The organism is Rhizobium sp. BR 317 (genome assembly GCF_047445835.1).
Lineage (GTDB): Bacteria > Pseudomonadota > Alphaproteobacteria > Rhizobiales > Rhizobiaceae > Rhizobium > Rhizobium paranaense.
Genome location: NZ_JARWLB010000017.1, coordinates 41,560 through 65,869 on the forward strand (window position 1 = coordinate 41,560; position 24,310 = coordinate 65,869).

At 62.1% G+C, this 24,310-nt stretch carries 25 protein-coding genes and 1 pseudogene; 15 read left to right on the forward strand and 11 right to left on the reverse strand.

What is annotated here, in order from left to right:
• Positions 1–22: 22 nt before the first annotated feature.
• The 3 genes and pseudogenes from QD357_RS23425 to QD357_RS23435 all read left to right on the forward strand — a co-directional run bounded on the left by QD357_RS23425 (position 23) and on the right by QD357_RS23435 (position 2,129).
• Entirely contained in the window at positions 23–220 is a 198-nt protein-coding gene (locus QD357_RS23425) for a hypothetical protein (protein WP_181315990.1), read from the forward strand.
• Positions 213–1,106, forward strand: a complete 894-nt coding sequence (locus tag QD357_RS23430; RefSeq protein WP_107106723.1) for an NAD(P)/FAD-dependent oxidoreductase — start codon at positions 213–215, stop codon at positions 1,104–1,106. Before QD357_RS23425 ends, QD357_RS23430 begins: the two co-directional genes overlap by 8 nt.
• A 160-nt stretch (positions 1,107–1,266) precedes the next feature.
• Positions 1,267–2,129 (forward strand): annotated as a pseudogene (locus tag QD357_RS23435) (class I SAM-dependent methyltransferase).
• A gap of 520 nt (positions 2,130–2,649) precedes the next feature.
• Here the strand turns inward: QD357_RS23435 and QD357_RS23440 are convergent.
• Both QD357_RS23440 and QD357_RS23445 read right to left on the reverse strand, forming a co-directional pair.
• Entirely contained in the window at positions 2,650–3,582 is a 933-nt protein-coding gene (locus QD357_RS23440) for an RNA polymerase sigma factor (protein ID WP_107107027.1), read from the reverse strand.
• Between the two features lie 46 nt (positions 3,583–3,628).
• Positions 3,629–4,561 (reverse strand): alpha/beta hydrolase, encoded by a 933-nt coding sequence (locus QD357_RS23445; RefSeq protein ID WP_107106721.1) that lies wholly within the window; start codon positions 4,559–4,561, stop codon positions 3,629–3,631.
• A 223-nt stretch (positions 4,562–4,784) separates the two neighbouring features.
• Here QD357_RS23445 and QD357_RS23450 point away from each other — a divergent pair, with 223 nt between their 5' ends.
• Both QD357_RS23450 and QD357_RS23455 read left to right on the forward strand, forming a co-directional pair.
• The gene (locus QD357_RS23450; protein ID WP_107106720.1) at positions 4,785–5,804 is read left to right on the forward strand and encodes a patatin-like phospholipase family protein; all 1,020 of its coding nucleotides are present in this window, start codon (positions 4,785–4,787) and stop codon (positions 5,802–5,804) included.
• A 3-nt stretch (positions 5,805–5,807) separates the two neighbouring features.
• On the forward strand, positions 5,808–7,262 hold the full coding sequence (locus QD357_RS23455) for a GntP family permease (RefSeq protein WP_414125142.1): 1,455 nt from the start codon (positions 5,808–5,810) through the stop codon (positions 7,260–7,262).
• 140 nt (positions 7,263–7,402) lie between these two features.
• On the opposite strand, the gene QD357_RS23460 is transcribed toward QD357_RS23455, so the two are convergent.
• The 3 genes from QD357_RS23460 to QD357_RS23470 all read right to left on the reverse strand — a co-directional run bounded on the left by QD357_RS23460 (position 7,403) and on the right by QD357_RS23470 (position 9,679).
• Positions 7,403–7,843: a hypothetical protein gene (locus QD357_RS23460; RefSeq protein ID WP_107107026.1), complete on the reverse strand. Its 441-nt coding sequence runs from the start codon at positions 7,841–7,843 to the stop codon at positions 7,403–7,405.
• A 222-nt stretch (positions 7,844–8,065) separates the two neighbouring features.
• The gene (locus QD357_RS23465) at positions 8,066–9,325 is read right to left on the reverse strand and encodes an RNA polymerase sigma factor (protein ID WP_107106718.1); all 1,260 of its coding nucleotides are present in this window, start codon (positions 9,323–9,325) and stop codon (positions 8,066–8,068) included.
• Between the two features lie 6 nt (positions 9,326–9,331).
• Complete coding sequence (locus QD357_RS23470; protein WP_107106717.1) at positions 9,332–9,679, reverse strand: YciI family protein; 348 nt, start codon at positions 9,677–9,679, stop codon at positions 9,332–9,334.
• 330 nt (positions 9,680–10,009) lie between these two features.
• Here QD357_RS23470 and QD357_RS23475 point away from each other — a divergent pair, with 330 nt between their 5' ends.
• The gene (locus QD357_RS23475) at positions 10,010–10,381 is read left to right on the forward strand and encodes a YciI family protein (protein WP_107106716.1); all 372 of its coding nucleotides are present in this window, start codon (positions 10,010–10,012) and stop codon (positions 10,379–10,381) included.
• Positions 10,382–10,524: 143 nt separating this feature from the next.
• Positions 10,525–10,938 (forward strand): GFA family protein, encoded by a 414-nt coding sequence (locus QD357_RS23480; protein WP_107106715.1) that lies wholly within the window; start codon positions 10,525–10,527, stop codon positions 10,936–10,938.
• A gap of 19 nt (positions 10,939–10,957) precedes the next feature.
• Here QD357_RS23480 and QD357_RS23485 read toward each other — a convergent pair whose 3' ends face one another.
• Entirely contained in the window at positions 10,958–11,893 is a 936-nt protein-coding gene (locus QD357_RS23485; RefSeq protein ID WP_107106714.1) for a LysR family transcriptional regulator, read from the reverse strand.
• A 112-nt stretch (positions 11,894–12,005) separates the two neighbouring features.
• Here QD357_RS23485 and QD357_RS23490 point away from each other — a divergent pair, with 112 nt between their 5' ends.
• On the forward strand, positions 12,006–12,539 hold the full coding sequence (locus tag QD357_RS23490; RefSeq protein WP_107106713.1) for a hypothetical protein: 534 nt from the start codon (positions 12,006–12,008) through the stop codon (positions 12,537–12,539).
• Positions 12,540–12,555: 16 nt separating this feature from the next.
• Here QD357_RS23490 and QD357_RS23495 read toward each other — a convergent pair whose 3' ends face one another.
• Both QD357_RS23495 and QD357_RS23500 read right to left on the reverse strand, forming a co-directional pair.
• A complete protein-coding gene (locus tag QD357_RS23495) occupies positions 12,556–13,119 on the reverse strand; it encodes a methylated-DNA--[protein]-cysteine S-methyltransferase (RefSeq protein WP_107107025.1) in 564 nt (187 codons plus the stop codon).
• 171 nt (positions 13,120–13,290) lie between these two features.
• On the reverse strand, positions 13,291–13,425 hold the full coding sequence (locus QD357_RS23500) for a hypothetical protein (RefSeq protein WP_280951155.1): 135 nt from the start codon (positions 13,423–13,425) through the stop codon (positions 13,291–13,293).
• A 247-nt stretch (positions 13,426–13,672) separates the two neighbouring features.
• Here QD357_RS23500 and QD357_RS23505 point away from each other — a divergent pair, with 247 nt between their 5' ends.
• Positions 13,673–14,293, forward strand: coding sequence for a 2'-5' RNA ligase family protein (locus QD357_RS23505; RefSeq protein WP_414125143.1), 621 nt, complete (start codon positions 13,673–13,675; stop codon positions 14,291–14,293).
• 27 nt (positions 14,294–14,320) lie between these two features.
• On the opposite strand, the gene QD357_RS23510 is transcribed toward QD357_RS23505, so the two are convergent.
• Together QD357_RS23510 and QD357_RS23515 are read right to left on the reverse strand one after the other, a co-directional pair.
• Positions 14,321–15,955, reverse strand: coding sequence for a SulP family inorganic anion transporter (locus tag QD357_RS23510; protein WP_107106711.1), 1,635 nt, complete (start codon positions 15,953–15,955; stop codon positions 14,321–14,323).
• Between the two features lie 91 nt (positions 15,956–16,046).
• Positions 16,047–16,958, reverse strand: a complete 912-nt coding sequence (locus QD357_RS23515) for a LysR family transcriptional regulator (RefSeq protein ID WP_245407404.1) — start codon at positions 16,956–16,958, stop codon at positions 16,047–16,049.
• Positions 16,959–17,017: 59 nt separating this feature from the next.
• On the opposite strand from QD357_RS23515, the gene QD357_RS23520 reads away from it, so the two are divergent.
• The 6 genes from QD357_RS23520 (at position 17,018) to QD357_RS23545 (ending at position 23,069) form a co-directional block, all read left to right on the forward strand.
• Positions 17,018–17,992 (forward strand): quinone oxidoreductase family protein, encoded by a 975-nt coding sequence (locus QD357_RS23520; RefSeq protein ID WP_107106710.1) that lies wholly within the window; start codon positions 17,018–17,020, stop codon positions 17,990–17,992.
• Positions 17,993–18,289: 297 nt separating this feature from the next.
• The gene (locus tag QD357_RS23525; RefSeq protein WP_107106709.1) at positions 18,290–19,471 is read left to right on the forward strand and encodes an MFS transporter; all 1,182 of its coding nucleotides are present in this window, start codon (positions 18,290–18,292) and stop codon (positions 19,469–19,471) included.
• Positions 19,472–19,624: 153 nt separating this feature from the next.
• The gene (locus tag QD357_RS23530) at positions 19,625–20,686 is read left to right on the forward strand and encodes a succinylglutamate desuccinylase/aspartoacylase family protein (RefSeq protein ID WP_107106708.1); all 1,062 of its coding nucleotides are present in this window, start codon (positions 19,625–19,627) and stop codon (positions 20,684–20,686) included.
• Positions 20,687–20,780: 94 nt separating this feature from the next.
• Positions 20,781–21,137 (forward strand): ArsC family reductase, encoded by a 357-nt coding sequence (locus QD357_RS23535; protein ID WP_107106707.1) that lies wholly within the window; start codon positions 20,781–20,783, stop codon positions 21,135–21,137.
• Between the two features lie 10 nt (positions 21,138–21,147).
• Positions 21,148–21,621 carry a Cys-tRNA(Pro) deacylase gene (ybaK, locus tag QD357_RS23540; RefSeq protein WP_107107023.1) on the forward strand — a complete coding sequence of 158 codons (474 nt, stop codon included), beginning with the start codon at positions 21,148–21,150 and terminating at the stop codon, positions 21,619–21,621.
• A 194-nt stretch (positions 21,622–21,815) separates the two neighbouring features.
• The gene (locus QD357_RS23545) at positions 21,816–23,069 is read left to right on the forward strand and encodes an aminopeptidase (RefSeq protein ID WP_107106706.1); all 1,254 of its coding nucleotides are present in this window, start codon (positions 21,816–21,818) and stop codon (positions 23,067–23,069) included.
• Between the two features lie 34 nt (positions 23,070–23,103).
• Here QD357_RS23545 and QD357_RS23550 read toward each other — a convergent pair whose 3' ends face one another.
• Positions 23,104–24,213 (reverse strand): endonuclease/exonuclease/phosphatase family protein, encoded by a 1,110-nt coding sequence (locus QD357_RS23550; RefSeq protein ID WP_107107022.1) that lies wholly within the window; start codon positions 24,211–24,213, stop codon positions 23,104–23,106.
• Positions 24,214–24,310 lie beyond the last annotated feature (97 nt).

Below are 24,310 nucleotides of genomic sequence, written 5' to 3' on the forward strand. Positions count from 1 at the left end.
AGCCATTGGGTAGGTTTCAATCATGTCCTCCAAATCCGGGCCGCCCGGCGATATTGAATGCGGCATCATCCGGTCGGTCAACACAGTGATGGGCGACTTTCTCGCCGATGCCGAAGCCCTGCTCGCTGCCCGTCTGGAGCGCGTATCGCTGGACGATATTGCGCGCCAGGTCCAACCCAACCACCTCCATCTACAACACGGAGCCCATGACCATGGATGACGTCATCATCATCGGCGGCAGCTTTGCCGGTCTCGCCGCCGCCCTGCAGCTCGGCCGTGCCCGCCGCAAGGTCACCGTTCTCGATACCGGCCTGCCGCGCAATCGTTTCGCCGGCCACTCGCATGGTCTGCTCGGCCACGATCACAAGCCGCCGCTGGACATCCTGGCCGAGGCGCGGCAGCAACTGGCGCGTTATCCCACGGTCAATTTGGTCAATGCCCGGGCCGACAGCGTGTCCGGCGGCATCGACGATTTCTCCGTCCTCATTGGCAATGGCGAAAGCCTTGGGGCGCGTCGCCTGATCCTGAGCTATGGCATCGTCGACCAGATGCCTGATGTGCCGGGCTTTGCCGAAGGCTGGGGCACGTCCATCGTGCCCTGTCCCTATTGCGACGGCTTTGAAGTCGCCGGCCAGCATTGGGGCCTCGTCTGGTCCGGCCGGCAGTCGCACAATCAGGCCAGACTGTTCCACGACTGGACCGACAGGTTGACGCTCTTTGCCGATGGTCACGACATCCCGCCCGATATCCGGGCCGATCTGGCGCGCCGCAACATACCTGTCGTCGATGGCCGGATCGCCGGGATCGCCCATCACGGGGGCCATAACGCCACCGTCAAGCTCGATACCGGCCCCGATGTCGCGGTCGACATCCTGTTTGCGCATCCGCGCAACAAGCCGTCCGCAAGCCTGCATGAATCACTGGGCCTCGCCACGGTCGATACGCCCCTCGGCATCGTCCTCAAGGTCGACGAGCGCCGCGAAACCAGCATGCCCGGCATCTACGCCGCCGGCGACCTCGCCAACCCCGGCATGCCCTCGGTCACCACGGCATCATGGCAAGGCGCGATGGCGGGCATCTCCGCCCAGCAGTCGATGCTGGTTTAAGAGCAGGGCTTCCCTTTTCCGGTTGCCGCAGGCGCGGTTGTCCTTCCAAGTCCGGCGCTAGGCGGCACCGGCGCCTTATCGCTGGCGGGCGCAGGATCGCTGGAGACGATGCCCGCTTTGGCATCGGATAGCTTAGAGCGCATCAGAACAAGGATATGTCATGGCACAGTACAATGCCGATCAGGTCGCCGATTGGAATGACCAAAACGGGGAGCGCTGGGTCGCGCACCAGGCCCGGCTCGACGCCATGCTGGCGGTGTTCGGCCAGGCCGCAATCGAAGCCGCCGCGCCCGCGGCGGGCGAGCGCGCGCTGGACGTCGGCTGCGGCGCGGGCGCGTCTAGTCTGGCACTGGCCGCCCGCGTCGGCCCGGGGGGCCAAGTGCTGGGTGTGGACATATCCGAACCGCTGATCGGCCGGGCACGCGCGCTTGCGCCACAGGATACGCCGGCCCTGTTCCAGGTGGCCGACGCCGGCAGCGCCGAGCTGCCCGAAGGCACGTTCGACATCCTGTTCTCGCGTTTCGGGGTGATGTTCTTCGACGATCCGATAGGGGCGTTCGCGCATATGCGCCGCGCTCTCCAGCCGGGCGGGAGGGTCGCTTTCGTCTGCTGGCGCGGCGCGGCCGAGAACGATTGGATGCGCCTGCCGATGGGCGCGATCAAGGGCATCGTCCCGCCGACGGCGGCGCCCGATCCCGAAGCACCCGGCCCGTTCTCGTTCGGCGACCGGGGGCGGGTGGCGCGCATCCTGACGGCGGCCGGCTTCACCGATATCGCTATCGCGCCCTTCGATGCTTCCGTCCCGTTTGGCGAGGGCGCGACGCGGGACGCGGCGATCGACGACGCGGTGGAGATGACGCTCGAGGTCGGCCGCTGTCGCGCGCGCTCGCTAATCAGCCCGACGACATCCGCGCCCGCGTCTCGGCCGCGGTTCGTGCCGCCTTCGCGGACCTCCCCGGCGAGCGGTCGGTGATGATCGACGGCGCGGCATGGATCGTCACCGCGCGCAATCCCACAAGCTGACAGGGACTACCAGCGGAGACGCCCCGCTCGGTGGATGGGGCGTCTTTGGCTGGTCAGCCGTCTCGAAGGGGCAGTTGAGCAAAACGATTCCTAGGCTCAGGCCGGTTCGCAAAGGAGGTGACGGTACTTTCTTCGTTCGCTGTAAAACCCACGTGAGTTGCCCAAAATGGGTCCGGAAAGGCGATCGACTTCGATAGATACCGAAACCGCACAAAAAATTTCGGGCTATTTTTCCCTTTAAAATCAAGACCGTAATGTTTTGACGGCCTATGGGGCGGCTTCTTGCGCGGCAACGAATTAAAAACCTAGCTATATCAATGATCTAACTAGATTTAGAGCAATCGAGTGGGAGTGAGGGGTGTGGGCAGCGACGCGAAGAACTCGGCGGCGTAGCGAAGTGCGTCCTTGCGAACTTGATGGCGGTGCTCATCGTCGACCTCCGCCAGGGCATGGCCATGTTTCGTCAAGGACTTCGAGGCCATTATCGCTACCACCGAGACTTTCCTCCGCGCCGCCTCCGTCATCCTCCTCCCAAGGCGACCGACTCGGTCATGAGTTTTAAGTCGGACTCCGAGCTGTCTCCAATGACCCACGGGCAGGCATAATAGTCTTCGATGCGGTCGATAACACCGTCGGCGACATGGACACGAACCGGCCACGCGACCTGCCACTGGACGCCTCGCTGGAAGAGCACGAGTAGGATGGGCTCCCCGTCGATCTCCCCGAACTCCATGGTCCACGTTTCTGGATTTCGCTCGTATTCGAAGAAATAGGGAGAGCTTCTGAGCAGGCCGTCAAAGCAGTCGGCGACCCGCAACCGAGCATCGGCGCTGGTAAGGCCCCGCACGCCATCCCAGTCATGGCGGTTGAAGAGGTCAACATAGCGCTGCAAGAGTCGCGCGGTGTCGGGATCAAGCGGAGGACGGCTCGGTTCGCCGATAGGTCCAGCGGGCAAGTCGGCGAGCTTCGCCCGTCCACGGGAGAGCGCGGATTTAACGCCGCCAACCGTCGAGTCCACGAGTTCTGCGGTCTCTTCCAGCGAATAGTCGAATACATCCTTTAGGAGGACGCAGGCGCGCTCCTTGGGAGGCAGGCTGCCAACCAGCCGTTCGATGGCGCGACGTGCATCGGTCGTCGCCGGCTCCGCAGTGACGACCCCGATGTCGTCCGAATAGGCGCCCTCCGCGTGCTCGCGCGCTTCGCGGCGCCTTAGAAAATCTATGCAGCGATTGTGAGCGATGCGAAATAGCCAGGGTTTCAGCCTGTGGGCGTCATCGAGGGTCTCGATCTTCGTGTAGGCCTCGAATAGCACCTCCTGCATGAGATCCTCACCGTCGAGCCGTGAGCCGGTCATGCGGGCGCAGTAGCGATGCAGTTGGGCTCGGACGTCTGACACCGTCTGGAGGAAGGCTCGATACCGCGCGTCGAATAGGCCAGTCGGTCGCTCAGTCATGTTCTTCACCTGCCACATCTTGCATCATTAAGGACATGGGTGCCCGTCATGCGACTACCTGACTTTCACCGCGGGTTGACGCGGTTCCGGTCAGGCCGAGCTTCGGCCGGACCCACTGCGCAAACCGCTCGATCGCCTCATCGGCTTCAGGCGCACGACCAGCCATCATCTGGAACGAATGCAGCATCCCCGGAAACACGTCCAGGCGCACCTCGACGCCGGCGGCCTTCGCGCGGTCGGCGAGCACCCGGCTGTCGTCGAGCAGCGTTTCGTCTCCGCCCACTTGCAGATTGATCGGCGGCAGGCCCGTGAGATCGGCGAAGATCGGGCTCGCGAATGGATTTCGGGCATCGGCCTCTCCGAGAACCAGCGACGCCAGCATATCTACCGACGCCTTCTGGAAGAAGGCATCCTTCGCGCGGTTAGTTTCGTAGGAAGCCCCACTCGCCGATAGATCATGCCATCCGGAAATACTGAGGAGCGCAGCTGGCAGCGGACGTCCCGCATCGCGGAGTTTGATCGCCGCTGCAACGATCAGACCCGCGCCAGCAGAGTCGCCCGCGCCAATTGTATGATCCGTCGCGATGCCCTGCTCGGCCAGCCACTCGAACGCGTTCACGGCCTGCTCGATCTGGCGCGGGAACTTGCTCTGAAACGCGTAGTCGTAAGTGGCGAGCAGAGCGTAACAGCCAATCGCCTTGGTAAGGTGTCCGACCATCTTGCGATGGGTCCAGATCGATCCGCCAACATAGCCACCGCCGTGCAGGTAAAGCATGACCCGATCTTTGGCCGCCAGTTTTGGCTGAACCCACAGCGCGGTCTTATCGCCGAGGTTCGTCTCGACGTAATCGACGCCGCCCGGTTCTGTCGTCAAAACAGACCACTCGGAGGCGTCCTGCGGCGATTCTCGACCGCTACGCCAAGCCTCCGCGAGCGTTTCGTAGTGTATCTTGTTTGCCAAGCTCTGCTTGCTATTCATTGTCACGCTCCAATTCGTCAGGAGGGCGATGTTGCCCGTCAACAGCTAAGACGAACGATCGCGCCGAAAGGATACGTCGCCTATGCTTCCGCCGGAACTGCCGCAAATGAGTTTCATCTCGCCTGCCTAATGCAACGAGAGGATGACGAGTACGCAATTGTGCGGTATTGTGCGGCGCACAACCACGGCGGTGGCAAAGGCCGATGCCGGCAAAGGGGAGACAATGCAGCGAGACCCACTGCACATCGATCTTGCCCTTCAGGGTGGCGGTGCCCATGGGGCTTTTTCCTGGGGCGTTCTCGATCGGCTTCTGGAAGAGCCACGGCTGCGAATCGAGGGAATTTCCGGCACTTCGGCCGGAGCGATGAACGCGGCCGTCTTGGCGCACGGCTATACCGTCAATGGCGTGGCAGGCGCCCGCGAGGCCCTAACGGAATTCTGGCGCAAGGTATCGGGGGCGGCGCGCTTCAGTCCCTTCCAGCGCGGTCCCCTCGATGTCCTGCTGGGCCGCTGGTCGCTCGATCACTCGCCGATGTTCGTGGCGATGGACATGATGGCGCGTCTGTTCTCGCCCTACGACCTCAACCCTGCCAGTGCCAACCCGCTCTCCGCGATATTGGCGGAAAGCGTCGATTTCGACCGGCTCTCGGCCAGCCCGATCAAGTTGTTCGTCACGGCGACGAATGTCCGCACCGGCCGCGGTCGGGTCTTCCGTAACAGCGAATTGACACCGGACGTCCTGCTTGCCTCCGCATGCCTGCCGACGCTGTTTCAAGCGGTCGAGATCGATGGCGAAGCCTATTGGGACGGTGGCTACGCCGGCAATCCGACGATCACGCCGCTGGTTCGCGAATGCACGTCTCAAGATACGATCCTCGTGCAGATCAACCCGGTTGAAAGGCCGGGCACGCCCCGCTCCGCGCGCGAGATCCTCAATCGTATCAACGAAGTCTCCTTCAATGCGGTCCTCCTGAAGGAACTGAAAATGATCGCACTGCTTCGGAAGGTGGCTCAGGTGGGGGATGACGAGGGCGAGCGCTGGGCGTCGATGCGCATTCACCGGGTCGTCAGCGACATGATGTCCGGCCTCGGTTCTTCCTCGAAGCTCAATGCGGAATGGGAGTTCCTGACCATGCTGCATGACTGGGGACGCAAGTCCGCCGACGCCTTCCTCGATGCCCATGGCGACGATCTCGGCCGCCGCTCCTCGCTCGATCTCGATATCCTGCTGGAAGAGGGCTGACGGATGGGGCTGTTCGGCATTCTGATCGGCCTCGGGCTGCTGGTCTGGCTTGCCTTCCGGGGCTGGAGCGTGCTGCTGCTGGCGCCGCTCGGCGCCATCGTTGCAGCGCTCTTTGCCGGGGAACCGGTGCTGGCGCACTGGACGCAGACCTTCATGAGCAGCGCTGCGAGTTTCCTCGCCCAGTTCTTTCCGTTGTTCCTGCTTGGCGCACTTTTCGGCAAGTTGATGGAGGACAGCGGTTCGATAGCGGCAATCGCCGATTTTATGATGCGGCGACTGGGAAAGGGTCATGCCATCCTCGCCGTCGTCATTGCCGGAGCGCTGATCACCTATGGCGGGGTCAGCCTCTTCGTCGCCTTCTTCGTGCTGGCGCCGATGGCGCAGGAGTTGTTCCGGTCATCAGGCATTCCCAGGCGGCTGATGCCGGCTGCGATCGTGCTCGGAACGTCCACCTTCACTATGTCGGCTTTGCCGGGAACGCCATCGATTCAAAATGCCATCCCTATGCCGTTCTTCGGGACGACGCCGTTTGCAGCGCCCGGACTGGGCATCATTGCTTCTGCCATCATGCTTGCCTTTGGTCTATGGTGGCTGCGTCGCGCCGAGGCGGCCGCGCGAAGATCCGGCGAAGAGTTCGGCGAGGGCATGCCGGCGACATCAGACCATCTCACTTCCGACGACCGGCTGCGCGAACGCGCCACGGCCGGCAGGGAATTCGATCCGGCCGAGATCGCGCATGGCCGCCATGCCGAGACGACGCCGCCAATCTGGGTTGCGGCGCTGCCGCTTGTTGTAGTTGTCCTTGTGAATCTCAGCATGACGCTGCTGATCCTGCCGGCGCTTGATCTCGGCTTCCTTTCGGAGGATCGATGGGGCGGGATCTCCCGCTCCTCGGTCAGCGGCGTATGGGCCGTTGTCACGGCGCTGGCCGCCGCGGTCGCAACTGTCGTCGCGCTGAATTTCCGGAGATTGCCGACCTTGCGCGAGACGATGGACGCGGGCGCCAACGCGTCCGTCCTTCCGGCGGTCGCCGTCGCCAGCCTGGTTGGCTTTGGAGCGGTCGTCGCGGCGATGCCCGCCTTCGGGATCGTGCGCGACTGGGTGCTCGGCATCGGCGGGGGACCGCTCGTTTCGATCGCGGTGGCCACAAATATCCTGGCAGCGCTCACGGGTTCTGCTTCCGGCGGTCTCACGATCGCCCTCGATGCGCTTGGCAGCACCTACCTGATGCGAGCGCAGGAAACAGGCCTCGACCCGGCACTTTTGCACCGCGTCGCGGTCATCGGGGCTGGAACGCTGGATAGCCTGCCGCACAATGGCGCGGTCGTCACCCTGCTTGCCGTCTGCGGGTCAACCCACGGAGAAAGCTACCGCGACATCGTCATGGTCGGCATCATCGGCGCGATCCTGGCGCTCATTGCCGTCATCATGCTGGGGAGCATTCTCGGCTCGTTCTGACATATTCACGCGTTGGAGCGCGGCGCGTCTAACCTATGAACAATCGAATGGAATAGAGGGCGAACGGCAATCCCCGGGGTCGTTTTCCCGGAGAGGCCCGATCGCTGAACTAGCAAATCGGACCCTCCAAGGTAATGCCCTTACCTCATCGAGATGCTCATGCCGCTGATATCGGCGTTGACTTGCAAGCCGACCTGCCGGCCTGTGAGTTCGAGCTGGGCGCCCTTGTCATTGGTCATGACGATTATCTGGGCGCCTTTGCCGACCGCACCGCCACCGCCCGCTGCACCATACACTCCGGCCACATCATGGGCGCGGCGAATGTGGCGCACGGTACCACTGAAATAGGTCTTGGAAGCCCCGAAGGCGAGGCCGCCCGAGATGCCGCCGATCGAGATCGGATAGTGGCGACCGTGGAAGGTCAGCGTACCCTCGCCTCCGGAGCCACCGACGAAGAAGGCCGCCTTGTAAACGGCGAAGCGGATCGTCCCGCTGTCGGCATGGGCGGCGCTGGCAAAGCTAATTCCCGCGGCGGCGATGGCTGCAACCGCGACTGAACGAAAACCGGACGAAATCTTCATCATGATGAGATGTTCCTCAAGAGCGCCGCTTACCCAGCCGGCCGGGCACGACGTTAGCGTCGTATCAAAGTGACAAATAAACAGTCTTGCACGACATTTGTTCCAAAGCACGATAAAAACAATGCGTTAGAGCAGATCCAAATGATCGAGTGGGAATGAGGCACAACGGCCAAACCTTCCATCCGGGAAGGGATAATGGCCTGTCCAACCGCAACGCCGAGCCTAGCGCGGCGGCACCAAGCTTTCCCTCCGCCGCCTTTGCAAAAAGCGGCGAACGGCAGGGTCTATTTCCAGGGCAATCGCTTGGTCATAGGCTTCGCGAGCCGCCGCCATTTCTCCCATTCTCGTATGAAGTTCGGCGCGCGCCGCCCAATAGGGTTGATACTCGATAAGCCGGCTACCGGGCGCCAGCACCGGCAGCGCCGCGAGCCCTGCGGCAGGCCCGCGCGTCTGTGCCACGGCAATCGCGCGATTGATTGCCGCCACCGGCGAGCCGGTGATTGCGCAAAGGCCATCATAGAGACGCTCGATCGCCACCCAATCCGTCGCGCCTGTACGGCGTCGCACGACATGGGCCGATTGGATGGCCGCTTCCAATTGATAGCGGTCGAAAGCATCAAACGCGCTGGCGCGAATAAGCAGATCCTCGGCCTCGTCGATCAGGCCTTCGTCCCATAGGGCAGGATCTTGATCGGCCAACGGCACGAATTCGCCGGCCGCACTCCGCCGTGCGCCACGCCGCGCGTGGGAATAGAGCATCAACGCAAGCAGACCGAGCGCTTCGGCCTGCTCTGGCAAAAGTGCGACGATCAGCCGGCCCAGGCAAATGGCCTCCTCAGCCAGGTTGCGCAGGCTCGCATCGGCGCCGGCCGGATCGCTCCAGCCTTCCGCATAGGCTGCATAGACTGCCTCCAGAATCGCCCCCAGGCGGGCGCGCATGTCCGCCCTCTCGGGCACGCACAAGGGAATTTTGGCGCGTCGAATCTTGTTCTTCGCCCGCGCCAGCCGTTGGCCCATCGCCGCCGGCGAGACCAGGAAGGCGGAGCCGATTGTCTGGGCATCAAACCCCAAGATCGTCTGCAGGATCAGCGGCGCTCTGATGCCGGGCTCTACCGCCGGATGCGCGCAAGCGAACATCAAAGCCAGGCGCTCGTCTGGAATTTCCGGCGCAAGGCTCGCCGCTGCCTCCAACTCCTCCGCCATGAGCTTCAGATGCCCGGAGGCGACAGCGCTTACCCGTCTGCGCCTGATGGCGTCGATCATCTTGCGGCGGGCAACGGCAAGCAGCCAAGCTTCGGGGTTTAGCGGCGCGCCCTTGACCGGCCAATCGGCCAGAGCAGAAGCAAAGGCCTCCGACAGGGCGTCTTCGGCGCCGGCCACATCGCGTGTGCGCGCCGCGAGAATAGCGACCAGTTTGCCATAGCTTCGGCGCGCCACCGCTTCGGCGGCTTTGACGGCAGACTGGTCGTCTCCTTGCGACATGGCAGATCAATAGACCATCAGAGGGCGAACCTCCACGGTATCACGCCGAGCACCGGGACAACGCGCCGCCCAGGCGATGGCGCTATCGAGATCTGCCGCCTCGATGATGTAGTAGCCGCCCAACTGCTCCTTGCTTTCGATATAGGGGCCGTTGAGAACGGTGGGCTTGTCATCCGTTGCGCGCACCACGGTTGCCGCCGAGGAATCCTGCAATCCACTGCCCGCCACGAAGGCTCCGGCCTTTTTCAACACTTCTGTGTAAGCCGCATAGGCCGCGAATGTCTCGGCTTTCTGCTCCTTGCTTGCATTCTTATGTTCGGCTTCGTTCCAATACACCAACAGCATATATTGCATGACGCATTCCTTTCACTCGATACGCGCAGCCTTATGGCTCGCTGCGACAACGACGTTTGAACCGGGGAGATTTTGACAGGGTGCAGGAAGAAATTTTGGGCATCGGCGGCCTTACAACCTCGATATCGCTTTTGGCGGCAAAGGTGACATGTCTGCTTGTGGAGAGAAAGGCCTCTGTTCGCGCCGGAATTCCGATCATTTGAGCCGGATGTAAGCGCAGAGACATACGTTCGGTGTCAAAAAATTTGCAGGACAATGTCGGCTTCCGAAAACCCCATTCGTCGTTCCACTATCAGGCCGATGAGGCCGGCTCGAACAAGGAGACAGACAATGCGTGTGATGGTGCTCGTGAAGGCTACCGAGGAGAGTGAAAAGGGGTTTCTCCATACGGCATGGGAGACGGAGATGATGGAGGCGATGGGCAGATTCAATGACGAACTGCGCGATGCCGGCATCCTGCTAACGGCAGATGGCCTCAAACCCTCCTCTGACGGCAAGCGGGTTGCATTCGATGGTGCCGGCCGTACGGTCATCGACGGGCCTTTCGCCGAACCCCGCGAACTGGTCGCCGGCTTCTGGATCTGGGAGGTCAAGGACATGGACGAGGCCGTCGCCTGGGTAAAGCGCTGCCCCAATCCCATGTCGGGACCGAGCGAGATTGAAATCCGGCCGTTTTACGAGATGGCTGATTTGCAAAGATAATCCACCGCCAGAGGTGACTTGCGGAGCTTGACCTATTTTGATCGCATGCCCGATGCTTTTTGCTGAATAACCGCATAAGATGTGGCGGCTTACCTCACTGCAATTGTCACGGATGCCTGTCAACGGACTAGGAGGGCTGATACATGGCGAAGAAGCACACGGGTCAGTGCGCATGCGGCGCCGTCAAATTCCAGTTCAATACCGATCCTACCTTCGTCGCCGTCTGTCACTGCCTTGACTGCAAGAAGGCATCAGGCGGCGAGGCGGCCGCTTTCTTCGGCGTGCCTGAAGATGATTTTACGCTGATCAGCGGCGAGCCGAAGGCGTTTCACTACATCGCGCAGTCAGGAAAGGGCCTGGATCGCAACTTTTGCCCCGATTGCGGCGCCAGGGTATTCAGCAGCAAGCTGGAGAGCTTCCCGGGAATGATCTTCGCGACGATCGGCTGCCTGGATAGTTCCGAGGGCATTGAGCCGATGCTCGAGATGTTCACCAAGCGCCGCCTCGAATGGGTGAAGCCACTCGACCTTCCGCAGTTCGAGACTATGCCTGGCTGAGTCCAAGCGGCGATCAGGCTTAGATCGCCTTTCCGAACCGAGCGTCGGTACTCCGGTATCTGACATGCTCGATGAAGGCTCGGAGTTTGGGCAGGACCTGACGCCTACCCGGATGGTACAGAAAAACCCCCGGCGTCGTGACGGCGAAGGGGGTGAGCAGCGCTTGCAACCGGCCATCGGCAACAGCCGCTTCGGCGAGCGGACCGGGCACCTGCGCAAGTCCCGCACCCTGGATGGCAGCCCCCAGAACCGTGGGATAGTCATGCGCGATCAGCGGCCCCGAGACGATCGCCTCGACCGCCTTGCCACTATCGACAAAGGACCAGGGCGCGACCGATCCGTTCGAGCGGCGCATGCGCAGGCAGGCGTGGTCGCGCAGATCGTCGATGCGCTCCGGCCGCTTGCGCCGAGATAGGTAATCCGGGCTGCCAACGACTACAAACGGGAACGGCGGCGTCAGCCGCACCGCAACCATGTCGGCGGCGATGAACTCGCCCATCCGCACACCGGCATCAAACCCTTCGGCAGCCAGATCGACCAGCTTCTCGCTTACGGCGATTTCCACCTCGACTGCAGGATAGGCCTCGCAGAAGGAGGCGATCAGCGGCTCCAGCAGGATCGGCACGACCGAGCGCGGCACGGCAAGGCGCAATAATCCGGCCGGCCGCTCTCCAAGCTGACCGGCGACCTCGCTTGCGGCGACGAGCTCTTCGAAGGCAGGCTTTGCACGCGACAGGAACCGTTCGCCTGCCTCGGTGAGGCCGACACTGCGCGTGGTGCGCAGGAAGAGCGCTGCGCCGACGCGCGTCTCAAGTGCACGCACCACTTGGCTGATCGCTGAAGGAGTCACCCCCAGTTCTGCGGCGGCTCTGCGAAAACTGCGGTGCTCGGCGACGCTCAGGAACGCCTCCACACCATCGAGCGCACCTCGTCTCACTGTGAAATTCTGCTTCATGGCCCGTCAACATTATAGCGAATAGTCGCCAGGCGAAAGCGGTCGTACATCTGGCTTGCAAAGCGCCCGCGGCGTTCGAGGCCGCATGAATTAGAACCTCATAGGAGGCCCCATGTCGCCCGCATTCATCTTCCAGCTCCATCTTGTTCTGGGCTACGTTCCGTGGCTGCTGTGCTTCGGGGCGTATGTCTGGCCGAGGCTCAAAGCGATGAATCCGGTCGAAGCGCAGCGCGCCATCGCCACGCTGCACAGTTTCCGCTTCTTCGGGCTCGTCTTCATTGTTCCCGGCGTCGTCGGCCCCAATCTGCCCGCCGGCTTCGCCACACCGGCCGCTTATGGTGACTTCGCAACCGGCTTGCTCGCCATCCTGGCGCTCCTGACGGTAAGGACGCGCCCGCTCTTTTGGCTGTTCATCATCGCCTTCAACGTTGCGGGGGCAAGCGACATCATCATCGACTATTATCACGGCAGCCAGCTCGACCTTCCGGCATTGGCCGGGCAGCTTGGCGCCACCTACGCGATCCCGATCATCTACGTGCCGCTATTGATGATCACGCACGTCGCCGCGTTCTATTTGCTGCTGCGCCCTCAATCTCAGAGGATTCGGACTCTCGCCGTAGATGCAGCCGCATCTACGGACGCGTAATTCATCCGATCGACGATCAGAAGCCCAGGGATTGCTGCACAGGCTTCGGCGGCGCGAGCTGGACACCTTCCAGCTCCAGCATGCGAGCCTTGGCGGTCGAGCCGCCGGGCGCGGAGAAGCCGCCAATCTTGCCGCCGGCGGCCAGGACGCGGTGGCAGGGGATGATCAGCGCCACGGGGTTCTTGGCCATAGCCTGGCCGACGTCGCGCGCAGCTTCCGGACCGGCGCCGAGCTGTTTGGCGAGCGCGCCATAAGTGGTGGTGTGCCCCCAACCGACCTGCCGCGCGGCCGCGTAGATCTGCTTGAAGAAATCATCCTGCTCGGTGAGATCCAGTTTGACGGTAGAGAAATCGATCTCCTCCCCAGCGAAATAGCGCTTAACGGCGGCAACTACTTCGGCCACATCTGATGTCGGTGCGCCGGGCCTTGCATTTGGCAGACGGCGAAGCATAAGGCGCTCGGTCGCATCAGCGCTTTTCGTTGGGAGCTGGAAGCGCGTTATGCCGATATCGTTCCACGCAATCCCACAGAAACCGCCTGCGTTTTCGAAGATCAGATAGTGTTGCATCGTCTCGCTCATGGCAGAGTCTCCGTGTTTCCACTTGCCATGAAAATCGTGCTTCAGGCCCCCGAATTCAACCCGATTCTTGCGCAGGCTGAGCGTTGCCAACATTTCCCGGTTGAGGGAAGCGGTGCCGATGCTGCTATGGCAACATCAACCGCACCGCTTCCCATCCGGCTTGGGAGCTTATCAATATCCGCCGCCGGCCGGAGCGGAATTCTGTGTCATGCCGCCTCCCCCGGAATTGCCCGTGGTGGAGCAAGCGGAGAGGCCGAGGCCGATGAGGGTGATAAGTGCGGCTGAGACGATGGCTTTTATCAACATGTGAGGTCATTCCCTTGTTGAGAGCGGGCGCAAGGTGCCCTGACCTGCCGTGAACAATCGAGGGGCAGTTTTATTCGGTACACTTCGTAAATCGGGGATGCGCTGGATTATCTCGATCTTCCCAGCCAATTGCCGCCACTTAATTTTGTTCTCTATTTGTTCTTGATTTTGAGGCTATGCGGCCGTAGGATATCTGCGATCGGCAAGAACAGGACGAGGCAAAGCGACTTGGCTTTGAAGCGATCTCATGAAGAACAATGGACAGCTTTCGCTCAATCTTGGCGGGGGATCACGGGTCAGGAAATCCGAAGCCGACCCGATGCATTCCGATGCGCTATATTTCGCTATCCTGCCTGATCGGGAGGTTGCTTCTTCAACTGCTGAACTGGCAGGCCATCTCCGTCGGCAATATGGCTTTTCGACAAAGCCGAGACGGTCGGATTTGTTTCATATCACGCTCTATCCGCTGGGATCCTACAACGGCAGGCCAGAGCCGCCGCACGAGGTTGCGTTTGCGGCGATGCAAGCGGCATCGACAGTCAGCAAAACATCATTCCAGGTCGTCTTCGATCGAGCCGTCAGCTTTGGCAACGGTGATAACCGGCCGCTTGTTTTGTGGCGCAAGGAGGGAAATGCGGAGCTGAAGGCGCTGTATCGGGAACTGGATGACGCAATGCGGCACATCGGATTTGCAAGTGATGGCAGAGAGAAATTTGAGCCGCATATGACATTGCTATATCGGGGCCATTTGATTCCCGAAGTCATATTGGACGAACCCGTCACCTGGACCGTTCGAGATTTTGTCCTGGTCCATAGCCTGCAGGGCGAAGGCGAGCACAAGCATCTCTGCTATTGGCCGCTGAACTAGCCCGGTTACCCAGGCATTCGGCTGACATCAGGCGCTTTGTGCCACCGGGCTGACAACAGTCGCCGCATCGTCGACACTGAAACTGCAGCGCTTGTCGAGATCGATCATTCCGGCCGCCGCCATGAGGTCACGAGCCTGATCATGGGCACGCGCGAATTGCACGCGGATGCCGGCGGTGCGCATGGCACTATCGAATTCCATCAAGGCGTCGAGTGCGGAACTGTCGAGATCGAAGCTTTCTTCCAGACTGAGCACCACGGCCTTCAACCCCGCTTCCGCGCGGCTGCGGGCTAGAATTTCGCCAAGGATCATATCGGCATTGCCGAAAAACAACGGCTCGCCGGGGCGCCAGATGGCAATGCCGGGTGTCTCAATCGCCTCCGGATGGCGGCTGAGATCGACAAAATTGTGGCTGCTCCCCAATCGCCCGAGGCGGGCGACATAGGGAGAGGCCAAGCGATGCATCATCGCGACGAGCGAGAGCACGATCGCCAGCAGCATGCCGTTGAGGACACCGAAGAGCAGCACGCCGCCTGCCGCACCCAGCGCGACATAGAAATCGCGATGCAGCCGTCGCAGGCGAAGGATCGGACCGGGATCGAGCGCATGCGTGAGGGCCGCAATCACCACGGCGGCAAGCACCGGCTCCGGCAGCCGCGCCACCAGCGACCCGGCACAGGCAATCAGAATGGCAAGGCCGATGGCGGCAAAGACAGCAGTGGCGCGCGTCTTCGCACCCGCTGCCTCGCTGGCGAAACCCGCGGAAAAACCGGCGCCGACGGGCATGCCCTGGACGATGGCGCTGGCGATATTGGCGAAACCCAGCGCACCCAGCTCGCGATTGACCTCCAGAGGATCGCCATAGCGCAGCGCCAAGGCACGCATCGTACCCCAGGATTCGGCGAAGAGAATGAGCACGAGAGGCACGGTGAACTGCACCAGCCGCGAATAAGCGGTCCAGCCGGCATCGGGCAGCGAAGGCCATTGCGGCAGGACCTCGATCGTCCCGACCAGTTCGACACCATGGCCGCTAAGATCAAAGACAGAGGAGGCGAGGATGCCGGCGGCAAGCACGAGGAAGGCGCCGGGAACGCCCGGGAGCCGCTTCAGCAATAGCAGCGCGGCCAATGCCACGATGCCGACGGCGACGCTTGCGAGGTTCCATCGCGGGATCGCCGCCAACAGCGCGCCGGCATAGTTGAAGATATTGGAGCCTTGTACGGGGACGCCGACGAGAATCGGTAGCTGATGCAGGATGATGGTAACCGCCAGTCCCAGGGCAAAGCCCCGCAACACCGGGCGCGAGATGAAGCCGGTGATGCCGCCGAGGCGGAAGGCGGCTGCGATGACAAAGAGAATGCCGGCCAGCGCGACGGCGATGGTGGCGAGGCCTGCCTTGACGGTGGCATCGCCGGGAACAACCGCCAGCGTCGCGGCAAGGATCGCGGCGGATGAGGATGTCGGCGAGACGATGGCAAAGCGGCTGCGTCCGAAAATGGCGTAGACCAGGCAACCGGCGATGCCGGCGAGGATCGCCCTATGCGGCGGCAGACCGGCGATACCGGCATAGGCGACCGCTTCCGGCAGCATCAGGCCTGCAATCGATATGCCCGCGATCACGTCGGCTTTGTTTATCGCGGGCCAGCCGCTCAGTTTCATCATCGATCACCGACCACAGGAATCGCCAATCTGACTAGGTGTAGAGTTTCGCTGGCAGGCTGCAACAGGAAAGTAAGCATGACGAACCGTTGGCTCATGCGGCCCCGTCAGCCTCTCTCAACGGACACGTTCTGCCGATCGTCTCGCTGACAAAATCCATCACCGCGCGGATGGCCGGCGAGCGGCGCAGATCGGGATAGGTAACAAGCCAGAGGTCGCGCGTGGGTGACGGGATCTCCGTCGGCAGCCGCGTGAGGGCGGCTTCGCTATCACCGAGGAAGGCAGGGAGTGCTACGACGCCGAGACCGGCGAGCGCGGCTTGCATCTGACCGAAGACGTCGCCGGCGCGGAAAACGATGGGGCGGCCCGCAAGCAGGCTACGAAGCCAGGTCTGCTGCGTCAAATGATCGAGCGCCGCGTCATAGCCGATGAAAACCCAGCTATCCCTAGGCGTCGCCGCGACTTCGGGGATAGCATAGAGCCCGAAGCGCATGACGCCGATGCGCCGCACGAGAAGATCGCTTTCCTCGGGGCGTGACATGCGCACGGCAATATCGGCCTCTCCATAATTAAGGGCGGAGCGGCGGGTGACGCCGGCGATCGTCAGCGTGATATCGGGATGTTCGGCGCGAAAGGCGACCGCTTTCGGCGCGATGAGGTGCGCGGCGATGGAGGGCGGCGCGCTGATCATGACGGCGGCGGAAAGCCCCGCAACCGCACTTTTCGAATAGCGCCTGATCGCCTCGACATTGTCCTCCATGCCGGCCACCAGCTCGGCAATCGCCCGGCCATCAGCCGTCAGCGGCGAGGTGCGCGGCCGACGGTCGATGAGCCGCAGATCAAGCGTGCGTTCCAGCGCGGCAATTCGCCGGCCGACCGTGGCGTGGTCGACGCCAAGCTCGCGCGCAGCCGCCGAAAGCGAGCCGGTGCGTGCCAGAGCGGCGAAGTGAAGAAGGTCCTGCCAGTCGATCATCTGTGCATTATTGCACAGATGCAGTGAGTTCATACCGAATTTATTCAGACGCGGCTTTGTGATCAAAAATGCGTCTGAAAGGAGACTGTTCTATGCCTCTAGCCATCGCGATAACCAGCCCCGGCAGCCCTGAGACCATGAAACTCGTTGATCTTGCCATCACCGAGCCAGGACCCGGCCAGGCCCGCATCCGCCAAAGCATCTCTGGCGTCAATTTCGTCGATATCTATATTCGGTCCGGGCTTTATCCCCGGCCGCCCGGCCAGACTGTTCTCGGCTTCGAGGGTGCCGGCGTCGTGGAAGCGATCGGCTCCGGTGTCGAGGGCCTGTCGGTTGGCGATCGCGTCGCCTATGTCGGCCATCCGCTCGGAAGTTATGCCGAAGTGCGCACTTTGCCGGCCTCCCGGCTGGTGCGTCTGCCCGACGATGTCAGCGAACGGCTCGCCGGCAGCACGATGTTGCGGGGGCTCACGGCCCATATGCTGCTCCATAAGGTCCACCCACTGCAGCCGGGCGAATGGGTTCTGGTGCATGCGGCAGCCGGCGGTGTCGGGCAGATCGTAGCGCGCTGGGCCAAGCGGCTCGGCGCTAACGTCATCGCCACCGTCGGTTCGGAAGCCAAGGCCGAATTTGCCTATGAAGCCGGCGCCGACGCCGTTCTTCTGCATACGTCCGAGGATTGGGTGGAAGAGACGCGCCGCATCGCCGATCGCCGGGGCGTGCATCTCGCCGTCGACGGCATCGGCGGCGCGATGCTGTCGCAGACACTCGCCACTGTCCGCCCCTTTGGCATGGTCGCCAGCCTCGGCCAGGCTGGCGGCCCGATTCCTCCGATCCAGATCGAGGAACTGACCGCGCCCCGCGCCATCGGTCTCGCTCGCCCGAGCGTGCTGACCTATGCCAACGATCCCGATCTCTACCGGCAGGGCGCCGAGGCGCTCATGGCGGAATTGCAGGCCGGCCTGATCAATCCGATCGGCGCGGAATATGCGCTGAAGGATGCCGCCAGGGCGCATGCCGACCTCGAAGCAGGGCGAACGACGGCAAGCGTGGTGTTGACGATGTGAAGCCAGGGCAAGGTGGCGCAATCGTCACCTTGCCTCCCTTCCCATGGCAAAAACGCTGACCAGAAGTGGTGCGATCCCCTCGTCCGCTAGGACGCCGAACACAATTGCTTGAACGGGTCATCATTTTTTGCTGCAGAGCAGCAATTTCATTGACCCGACCTCTCCTCGCCTGTTACCAAACTGATCGCGACGTCGCACGGTCGTTCGGCCGCTGCCGCCGCTCCTATCCGGTACGAACCCCGATCCGTATGGCAAACAGTAAGGACACCGCACGCCGGTGCCCGCAGGCGATATCTCGTGAACACTGCCTCCCAAACCATCCAGTCCTCCTCGACCTTATCCCTCCTTTCCATCGTTGCGCTGACCTTCTTCGGCTATGTCGCCATCGGGCTGCCGCTCGCCGTGTTGCCGACCTATGTTGATAGCGGCCTCGGATTCGGTGTCGTCTGGGCCGGCATCACCATCAGCGCGCAGTATGTGGCTACCATCATCAGCCGCGCGCAGGTCGGCCGGCTGTGCGACCGGTATGGGCCACGCCGTTCGGTTTTCCTCGGCTTCTTCGCCTACGGATTTTCCGGCGCCCTGACATTGGCATCGGCACTGGTGGCGGGTACTCCCGCTCTGAGCCTGGCGCTACTGCTGCTCGGCCGATTGGCGCTCGGCGTCGGTGAAAGCTTGGTCAGCACAGCGGCGATCACCTGGGCGATCGGGCTGATGGGATCGCGCGAAACCGTGCGCATCATCTCCTGGAACGGCATCGCCACCTATGGCGGCATCGCGCTTGCGGCCCCCTTTGGCGCTTGGCTGGAGGGGCAATACGGCTTCTTCGCCACGGGCGCCGTGACGATCGGCCTGGCAATTGCGGGCCTGATGCTGGCGCAGACGCGGCCAGCGGTGCCCGGCGTCAAGGAGAAGGGCATCGGCACCGGCCAGGTCTTCAGCCGTATCGCGCCTTTTGGCGTGGCGCTGGCGCTTGCCTCCAGCGGCTTCGGCGTCGTGATGGCCTTCGTCGCCTTGTTTTTCCATAGCCGCGATTGGGACGGGGCTTCGCTGGCGTTGAGCGCTTTCGGCCTGGCCTTCATCGGCGTTCGCCTGGGGTTGGCGCAAGCCGTCGCCCGCTTCGGCGGCTTGCCGCTGGCGCGAGTCTCGCTGGTGCTGGAGATCCTGGGACTCATGGCGCTCGCCTTTGCTCCCTCGCCCACCATTGCCATCATCGGTGCGGCGCTCGCCGGAGCTGGCTTTGCACCGATCTTTCCGGCGCTCGGCAATGAGGCGATGGCGCATGTCCCACCACAAAATCGTGGCGTGGCGCTGGGCCTCTATTCGGTTTTCCTGGATCTGGCGCTTGGGAGCACCGGCCCGATCGCCGGCCTGCTCGCCAATCGGTTCGGCTATACCGCACCCTTTCTCCTCGGTGCCGGCGCCGTTCTGCTCAGCCTTGCGCTGATCATGAGCCTGCGTAAAAACGGCGGCCTATAATACGGAAGCAACGACAAAGGCTCAGCAACCGGAGCCCTTGTCTTTCGGGAGGCGGTGGAACAAGTTCTGATCCACCCGCGCGCCATCTTCCCATAATTATTGCGCGTGGCGGCCGCGACTTGGTATCAGCCATCGCAAGCAGGAGAAAAACACATGGACATCACGCATATCACCATCGACGGCGATACGCCTGGGATCGCGTGGCGGTTGCCTGTGTTGCATTTTGCCGGCAGCAAACCGGATGCGCCGAAGATCTACATCCAGGCGGCGCTGCATGCCGGCGAACTGCCGGGCACGGCGCTGACCCATTTCCTCTGCGAGCGGCTCAGGCAGGCGGAGACGGAAGGCGCGGTTCTGAGCGATATCATCGTCGTGCCGCACGCCAATCCGATCGGCGCGGCGCAATCGCATTTCGGCGAAATGCAAGGTCGCTTCGATTTGGGCACGCGCACCAATTTCAACCGTGACTTTCCGCTGATCTCGGCGCGCGACCGTCACCTGCTGATCGAGAATCTGGAACGCTACCCCGCCGCCGACCGGCTGAAGCGGCAGCTCATCCACATGGCGCTGGGGGCCGATCTGGTCATCGATCTGCATTGCGATGATGAATCCCTGCAATATGCTTATATCGACGAAGCCTTCTGGCCGGAGGCAGCCGATCTGGCGGCGGCGCTGAACATGGACGCCGTACTGCTGTCGGATGGCGAAAGCTCTGCCTTCGAGGAAGCCGTGAGCTTCGCCTGGAAATACGAAGTGCCCGGCGAGAAGAAGGCGCACCTGCCGGGAAAATTGTCGGTGACCGTCGAATTGCGCGGCACCCGCGATGTTTATCCGGAGATGGCGAAAAGGGATGCCGAAGGGCTCTGGCGTTTCCTCGCTGCCCGTGGCGCCGTCCGTGATGATGGCGTGAACCTGTCCAGCTTTAGCGGACCGGCCGTGCCGCTCGACAATGTCGAGATCATCCGTGCGCCGCAGGCCGGCACCGTGCTTTTCCATCGCAATATCGGCGAACGTGTCGGTGAAGGAGACCTGCTGGCGACGATCCTTACCGCGCCCGGCATGCCCGATGGCACGATCGATGTCCACGCCCCGCAAGCCGGCCTCATCGTCACCCGGGTGTCCGACCGGCTCGTCCGCCGCCGCGGCGACCTGATGAAAATCGGCTGCGACAAGCCGAGCGAAGCTACCCGCAAGCCGGGAGCGCTGGAAGACTGAGGCATCTCAGAGGAATCGTCGAACCTTCGCCCCGACTTTCGCTCGTCTCCGCTTGCGTGTTATGCGATGGCACACAGCAAGGAACGGATTCGGCATGACGATCACCATTTACGGCATCAAGAATTGCGACACGATGAAGAAGGCGCGGACCTGGCTGGAAGGCCACGGCATCGCCTATGATTTCCACGACTACAAGGCTGTCGGCATCGACCGCGACCATCTGGAACGCTGGACCGCGCAGGCCGGTTGGGAAACCGTGCTCAACCGCGCCGGCACCACCTTCAAGGCGCTCCCCGAAGGAGACCGCACCGATCTCACCAAGGACAAAGCCATCGCTCTGATGCTGGCCCAGCCGTCGATGATCAAGCGCCCGGTGTTGGAAGCCGACGGCAAATTGCTGATCGGCTTCAAGCCGGAGATCTATGCGGGTGCCTTCGAGGTGGATGCATAAGGGCTGCGCCATGTCCAAAACCACCCGTGCCACGCAGATGCTGACTCAGGCCAAGGTTGCCTTCACCGTCCATACTTATGAGTACGATCCGAATGCCGAGCGTGTCGGCATGCAGGCGGCGGAAGCGTTGGGCGAGGAGCCGCGTCGGGTCTTGAAGACATTGATGGCCGAAGTGGACGGCAAGCCGGTTTGCGTGGTCGTTCCATCAGACCATGAGGTCAGCATGAAAAAGCTCGCGGCCGCCTTCGGCGGCAAATCGGCGGCCATGATGAAGCCCGCCGATGCCGAGCGACTGACGGGGTATCATGTCGGCGGCATTAGCCCTTTCGGCCAGAAGAAGACCGTGCCGACGGCGATCGAGGCACAGGCGATGACGGAAGCCTATGTCTACATCAACGGCGGTCAACGCGGCCTGCAAGTGCGCCTTAACCCGCAGGATGCGCTGAAGCTTTTGAAGGCGAAGGCCGCGCCGCTGATCGCTTGATCGCACCAAAGCGCATCGCGATCTCTGAGAGTCGCTCCGTGCGCTTAGGTATTTGATTTTGCGCATGTCGTGATCGCAAAACCGCTACGCACTTTTGCGCGACAGGCTTTAAAAAACAAAACAGCCTTCATTTCCGGCGCAAACGGGTCTAAGTCTGGGACCGTTGTTCCGATCCTCAGCACGCAGGTTTTGCCATGACGTTCGCCTCCCCCAACCATCATCCCGTCGATCCCGCCAAGCTGGAAAAGCTTGCCGAAGTGGCCGTGAAGGTCGGGCTGCAACTGCAGAAAAACCAGGATCTGGTCATCACCGCCCCGGTCGTGTCGATGCCGCTGGTGCGGCTGATCACCCGCGAGGCTTACAAGGCCGGCGCCGGTCTGGTCACCACGTTCTATTCCGACGAGGAGACCACACTCGCCCGCTACGAATACGGCCATGACGGCAGCTTCGACCGCGCTTCTAACTGGCTCTATGAAGGCATGGCCAAGGCCTATGCCAACAATGCCGCGCGGCTCGCGATCTCTGGCGACAATCCGATGCTGCTCTCCGGCCAGGAGCCGGCCAAGGTCGCGCGCGCCAACCGCGCCAACTCTGCCGCCTACAAGCCGGCGCTGGAAAAGATCTCCAATTTCGACATCAACTGGAACATCGTTTCCTATCCGAATCCCTCCTGGGCGAAGCTGGTCTTCCCGGACGATCCGGAAGCGATCGCCGTTGCCAAGCTCGCCAAGGCGATCTTCGCCGCCTCGCGCGTCGACGTGCCGGATCCGATCGGCGCCTGGGCCGAGCACAATGCCAATCTACATAAGCGTTCGACCTGGATGAACGGTCAGCGCTTCGCCGCCCTGCACTTCCAGGGTCCGGGCACCGATGTGAAGATCGGCCTTGCCGACGGCCACGAATGGCATGGCGGCGCCTCGGTCGCCAAGAACGGCGTCACCTGCAACCCGAACATCCCGACCGAGGAGGTATTCACCACGCCGCATGCGCTGCGTGTCGAAGGCTATGTCTCCTCGACCAAACCGCTTTCGCATCAGGGCACCTTGATCGACAACATCCGGGTTCGCTTCGAAGGCGGCCGTATTGTCGAGGCGAAAGCGTCGCGAGGCGAAGAAGTGCTGAACAAGGTGCTGGATACCGACGAAGGCGCACGGCGCCTCGGCGAAGTGGCATTGGTGCCGCATTCCTCGCCGATCTCGGCCAGCGGCATCCTGTTCTACAACACGCTGTTCGACGAAAACGCGTCCTGCCACATCGCGCTCGGCCAATGCTATTCCAAATGCTTCATCGACGGCGCGACCTTGAGCCAGGAGCAGATCAAGGCCCAGGGCGGCAATTCCAGCCTGATTCACATCGACTGGATGATCGGCTCCGACAAGGTCGATATCGACGGCATCAAGCTTGACGGCTCACGCATGCCGGTCATGCGCGGAGGCGAATGGGCTTAGGGTCATAGATACCCCCGTTTCGATGGAGCGGGGATCAAATATCCAGATCCACCCACACGGCGGCGTGGTCCGATGCGCCCTGCTTCTCCGCCGTCAGCTCCGGATAGACGTCCCAGCGCTTCGGGCGTGAGCCCGGCCACAGGCCCCTGCGGAAAACACCGCCACCTTGAACCCTGTCGAAGAGCGTCGGCGACAGGAAAAGATAGTCGATCTTGCTGGTGGTGTTGCAGAGGCCATAGGTGCCGGGATAACCACCATCATCGAAGTCCGGATGGGTGAAGGCATCCTTCAGGGTGCTCGTCGTCAACGGCTTCAGCGGCTGGCTGTCGGGAAAGTCGTTGAGGTCGCCGATCAAGGCAACATAGTTGACACCTTCCGTCAGCAGCGCCTCGTAGATTTCCCGTGCCCGTTTCGCCTGAGTCCTTCGGCGGGCATCCGACGCTTGCACGCCACCATAGCCTTTGCTTTTGAAATGATTGACCAGAACGACGAGCGTCGCGCCGGCGGGCGTCGTGACGCGATATTCGGCGCAATCCCGTGAGAAGACCAGCGATCCATCCGGCATGCGATCATCGACATGGCTGCGCATGAACCCGATCGGGAAATCTTTCCGCGTCATAAGACCGACATCGATACCGCGCTCGTCATTGCCATCGATCACCATGACATGCGCGAAAGGATCGCCGCCGACCGCCGGCACGATCAATGAATTGAAAGAGGACAGAGCCGGCCGGCTTTCGACTTCGACAATACCCAGCACATCGGCATTGACATCGTTCATGACGCGGGCCGTGTTGCGCATCGCCTCTTCATCCACCGGCTCTTCGCGCAACTCCAGCGAGCCGACCCAATCGGCGCGACCGTCGGCGGTCACGACGACGCCGCCGGTTTTCGGCCGCGTCAACAGCGCACCGCGATTGCGCCGCAGAAGAACGAAGGGACCGATATCGCTTTTCTCCAGGCCAAGTGCGACGATCAATTCCGTCATTCTGCGCCGATCGGCGTCGCTGTAGCTCACCTGGCCGAGTAGGCCCTCAAGTGCGGCGAACTTCTCAAGGATCGGACGGCCTTCCTCCCAGCTATCGAGATTCATCGCCTTGGCGCGATCGAACAGGTTTTCGACGTTGTAAGAGGCCAGCCTCATCGTATGGCCCTCCCAAAAAAACATGGTGTTAGAATAACATACCGTCGCCAAAACCGCATATCAGCCGAATTGATTGCGAATTAGGTACTGGGGATTA

Excerpts from the sequence above, each read along its gene's own strand:
- QD357_RS23465 (WP_107106718.1), bottom strand. The coding sequence starts at position 9,325 with ATGTCGCAAGGAGACGACCAGTCTGCCGTCAAAGCCGCCGAAGCGGTG.
- QD357_RS23455 (WP_414125142.1), top strand. The coding sequence starts at position 5,808 with ATGGGGCTGTTCGGCATTCTGATCGGCCTCGGGCTGCTGGTCTGGCTT.
- QD357_RS23530 (WP_107106708.1), top strand. The coding sequence starts at position 19,625 with ATGGACATCACGCATATCACCATCGACGGCGATACGCCTGGGATCGCG.
- QD357_RS23545 (WP_107106706.1), top strand. The coding sequence starts at position 21,816 with ATGACGTTCGCCTCCCCCAACCATCATCCCGTCGATCCCGCCAAGCTG.
- QD357_RS23440 (WP_107107027.1), bottom strand. The coding sequence starts at position 3,582 with ATGACTGAGCGACCGACTGGCCTATTCGACGCGCGGTATCGAGCCTTC.
- QD357_RS23425 (WP_181315990.1), top strand. The coding sequence starts at position 23 with ATGTCCTCCAAATCCGGGCCGCCCGGCGATATTGAATGCGGCATCATC.
- QD357_RS23445 (WP_107106721.1), bottom strand. The coding sequence starts at position 4,561 with ATGAATAGCAAGCAGAGCTTGGCAAACAAGATACACTACGAAACGCTC.
- QD357_RS23510 (WP_107106711.1), bottom strand. The coding sequence starts at position 15,955 with ATGATGAAACTGAGCGGCTGGCCCGCGATAAACAAAGCCGACGTGATC.
- QD357_RS23500 (WP_280951155.1), bottom strand. The coding sequence starts at position 13,425 with ATGTTGATAAAAGCCATCGTCTCAGCCGCACTTATCACCCTCATCGGC.
- ybaK (WP_107107023.1), top strand. The coding sequence starts at position 21,148 with ATGTCCAAAACCACCCGTGCCACGCAGATGCTGACTCAGGCCAAGGTT.
- QD357_RS23475 (WP_107106716.1), top strand. The coding sequence starts at position 10,010 with ATGCGTGTGATGGTGCTCGTGAAGGCTACCGAGGAGAGTGAAAAGGGG.
- QD357_RS23460 (WP_107107026.1), bottom strand. The coding sequence starts at position 7,843 with ATGAAGATTTCGTCCGGTTTTCGTTCAGTCGCGGTTGCAGCCATCGCC.
- QD357_RS23470 (WP_107106717.1), bottom strand. The coding sequence starts at position 9,679 with ATGCAATATATGCTGTTGGTGTATTGGAACGAAGCCGAACATAAGAAT.
- QD357_RS23485 (WP_107106714.1), bottom strand. The coding sequence starts at position 11,893 with ATGAAGCAGAATTTCACAGTGAGACGAGGTGCGCTCGATGGTGTGGAG.
- QD357_RS23495 (WP_107107025.1), bottom strand. The coding sequence starts at position 13,119 with ATGAGCGAGACGATGCAACACTATCTGATCTTCGAAAACGCAGGCGGT.
- QD357_RS23535 (WP_107106707.1), top strand. The coding sequence starts at position 20,781 with ATGACGATCACCATTTACGGCATCAAGAATTGCGACACGATGAAGAAG.
- QD357_RS23550 (WP_107107022.1), bottom strand. The coding sequence starts at position 24,213 with ATGAGGCTGGCCTCTTACAACGTCGAAAACCTGTTCGATCGCGCCAAG.
- QD357_RS23450 (WP_107106720.1), top strand. The coding sequence starts at position 4,785 with ATGCAGCGAGACCCACTGCACATCGATCTTGCCCTTCAGGGTGGCGGT.
- QD357_RS23480 (WP_107106715.1), top strand. The coding sequence starts at position 10,525 with ATGGCGAAGAAGCACACGGGTCAGTGCGCATGCGGCGCCGTCAAATTC.
- QD357_RS23515 (WP_245407404.1), bottom strand. The coding sequence starts at position 16,958 with ATGAACTCACTGCATCTGTGCAATAATGCACAGATGATCGACTGGCAG.
- QD357_RS23430 (WP_107106723.1), top strand. The coding sequence starts at position 213 with ATGGATGACGTCATCATCATCGGCGGCAGCTTTGCCGGTCTCGCCGCC.
- QD357_RS23520 (WP_107106710.1), top strand. The coding sequence starts at position 17,018 with ATGCCTCTAGCCATCGCGATAACCAGCCCCGGCAGCCCTGAGACCATG.
- QD357_RS23490 (WP_107106713.1), top strand. The coding sequence starts at position 12,006 with ATGTCGCCCGCATTCATCTTCCAGCTCCATCTTGTTCTGGGCTACGTT.
- QD357_RS23505 (WP_414125143.1), top strand. The coding sequence starts at position 13,673 with ATGAAGAACAATGGACAGCTTTCGCTCAATCTTGGCGGGGGATCACGG.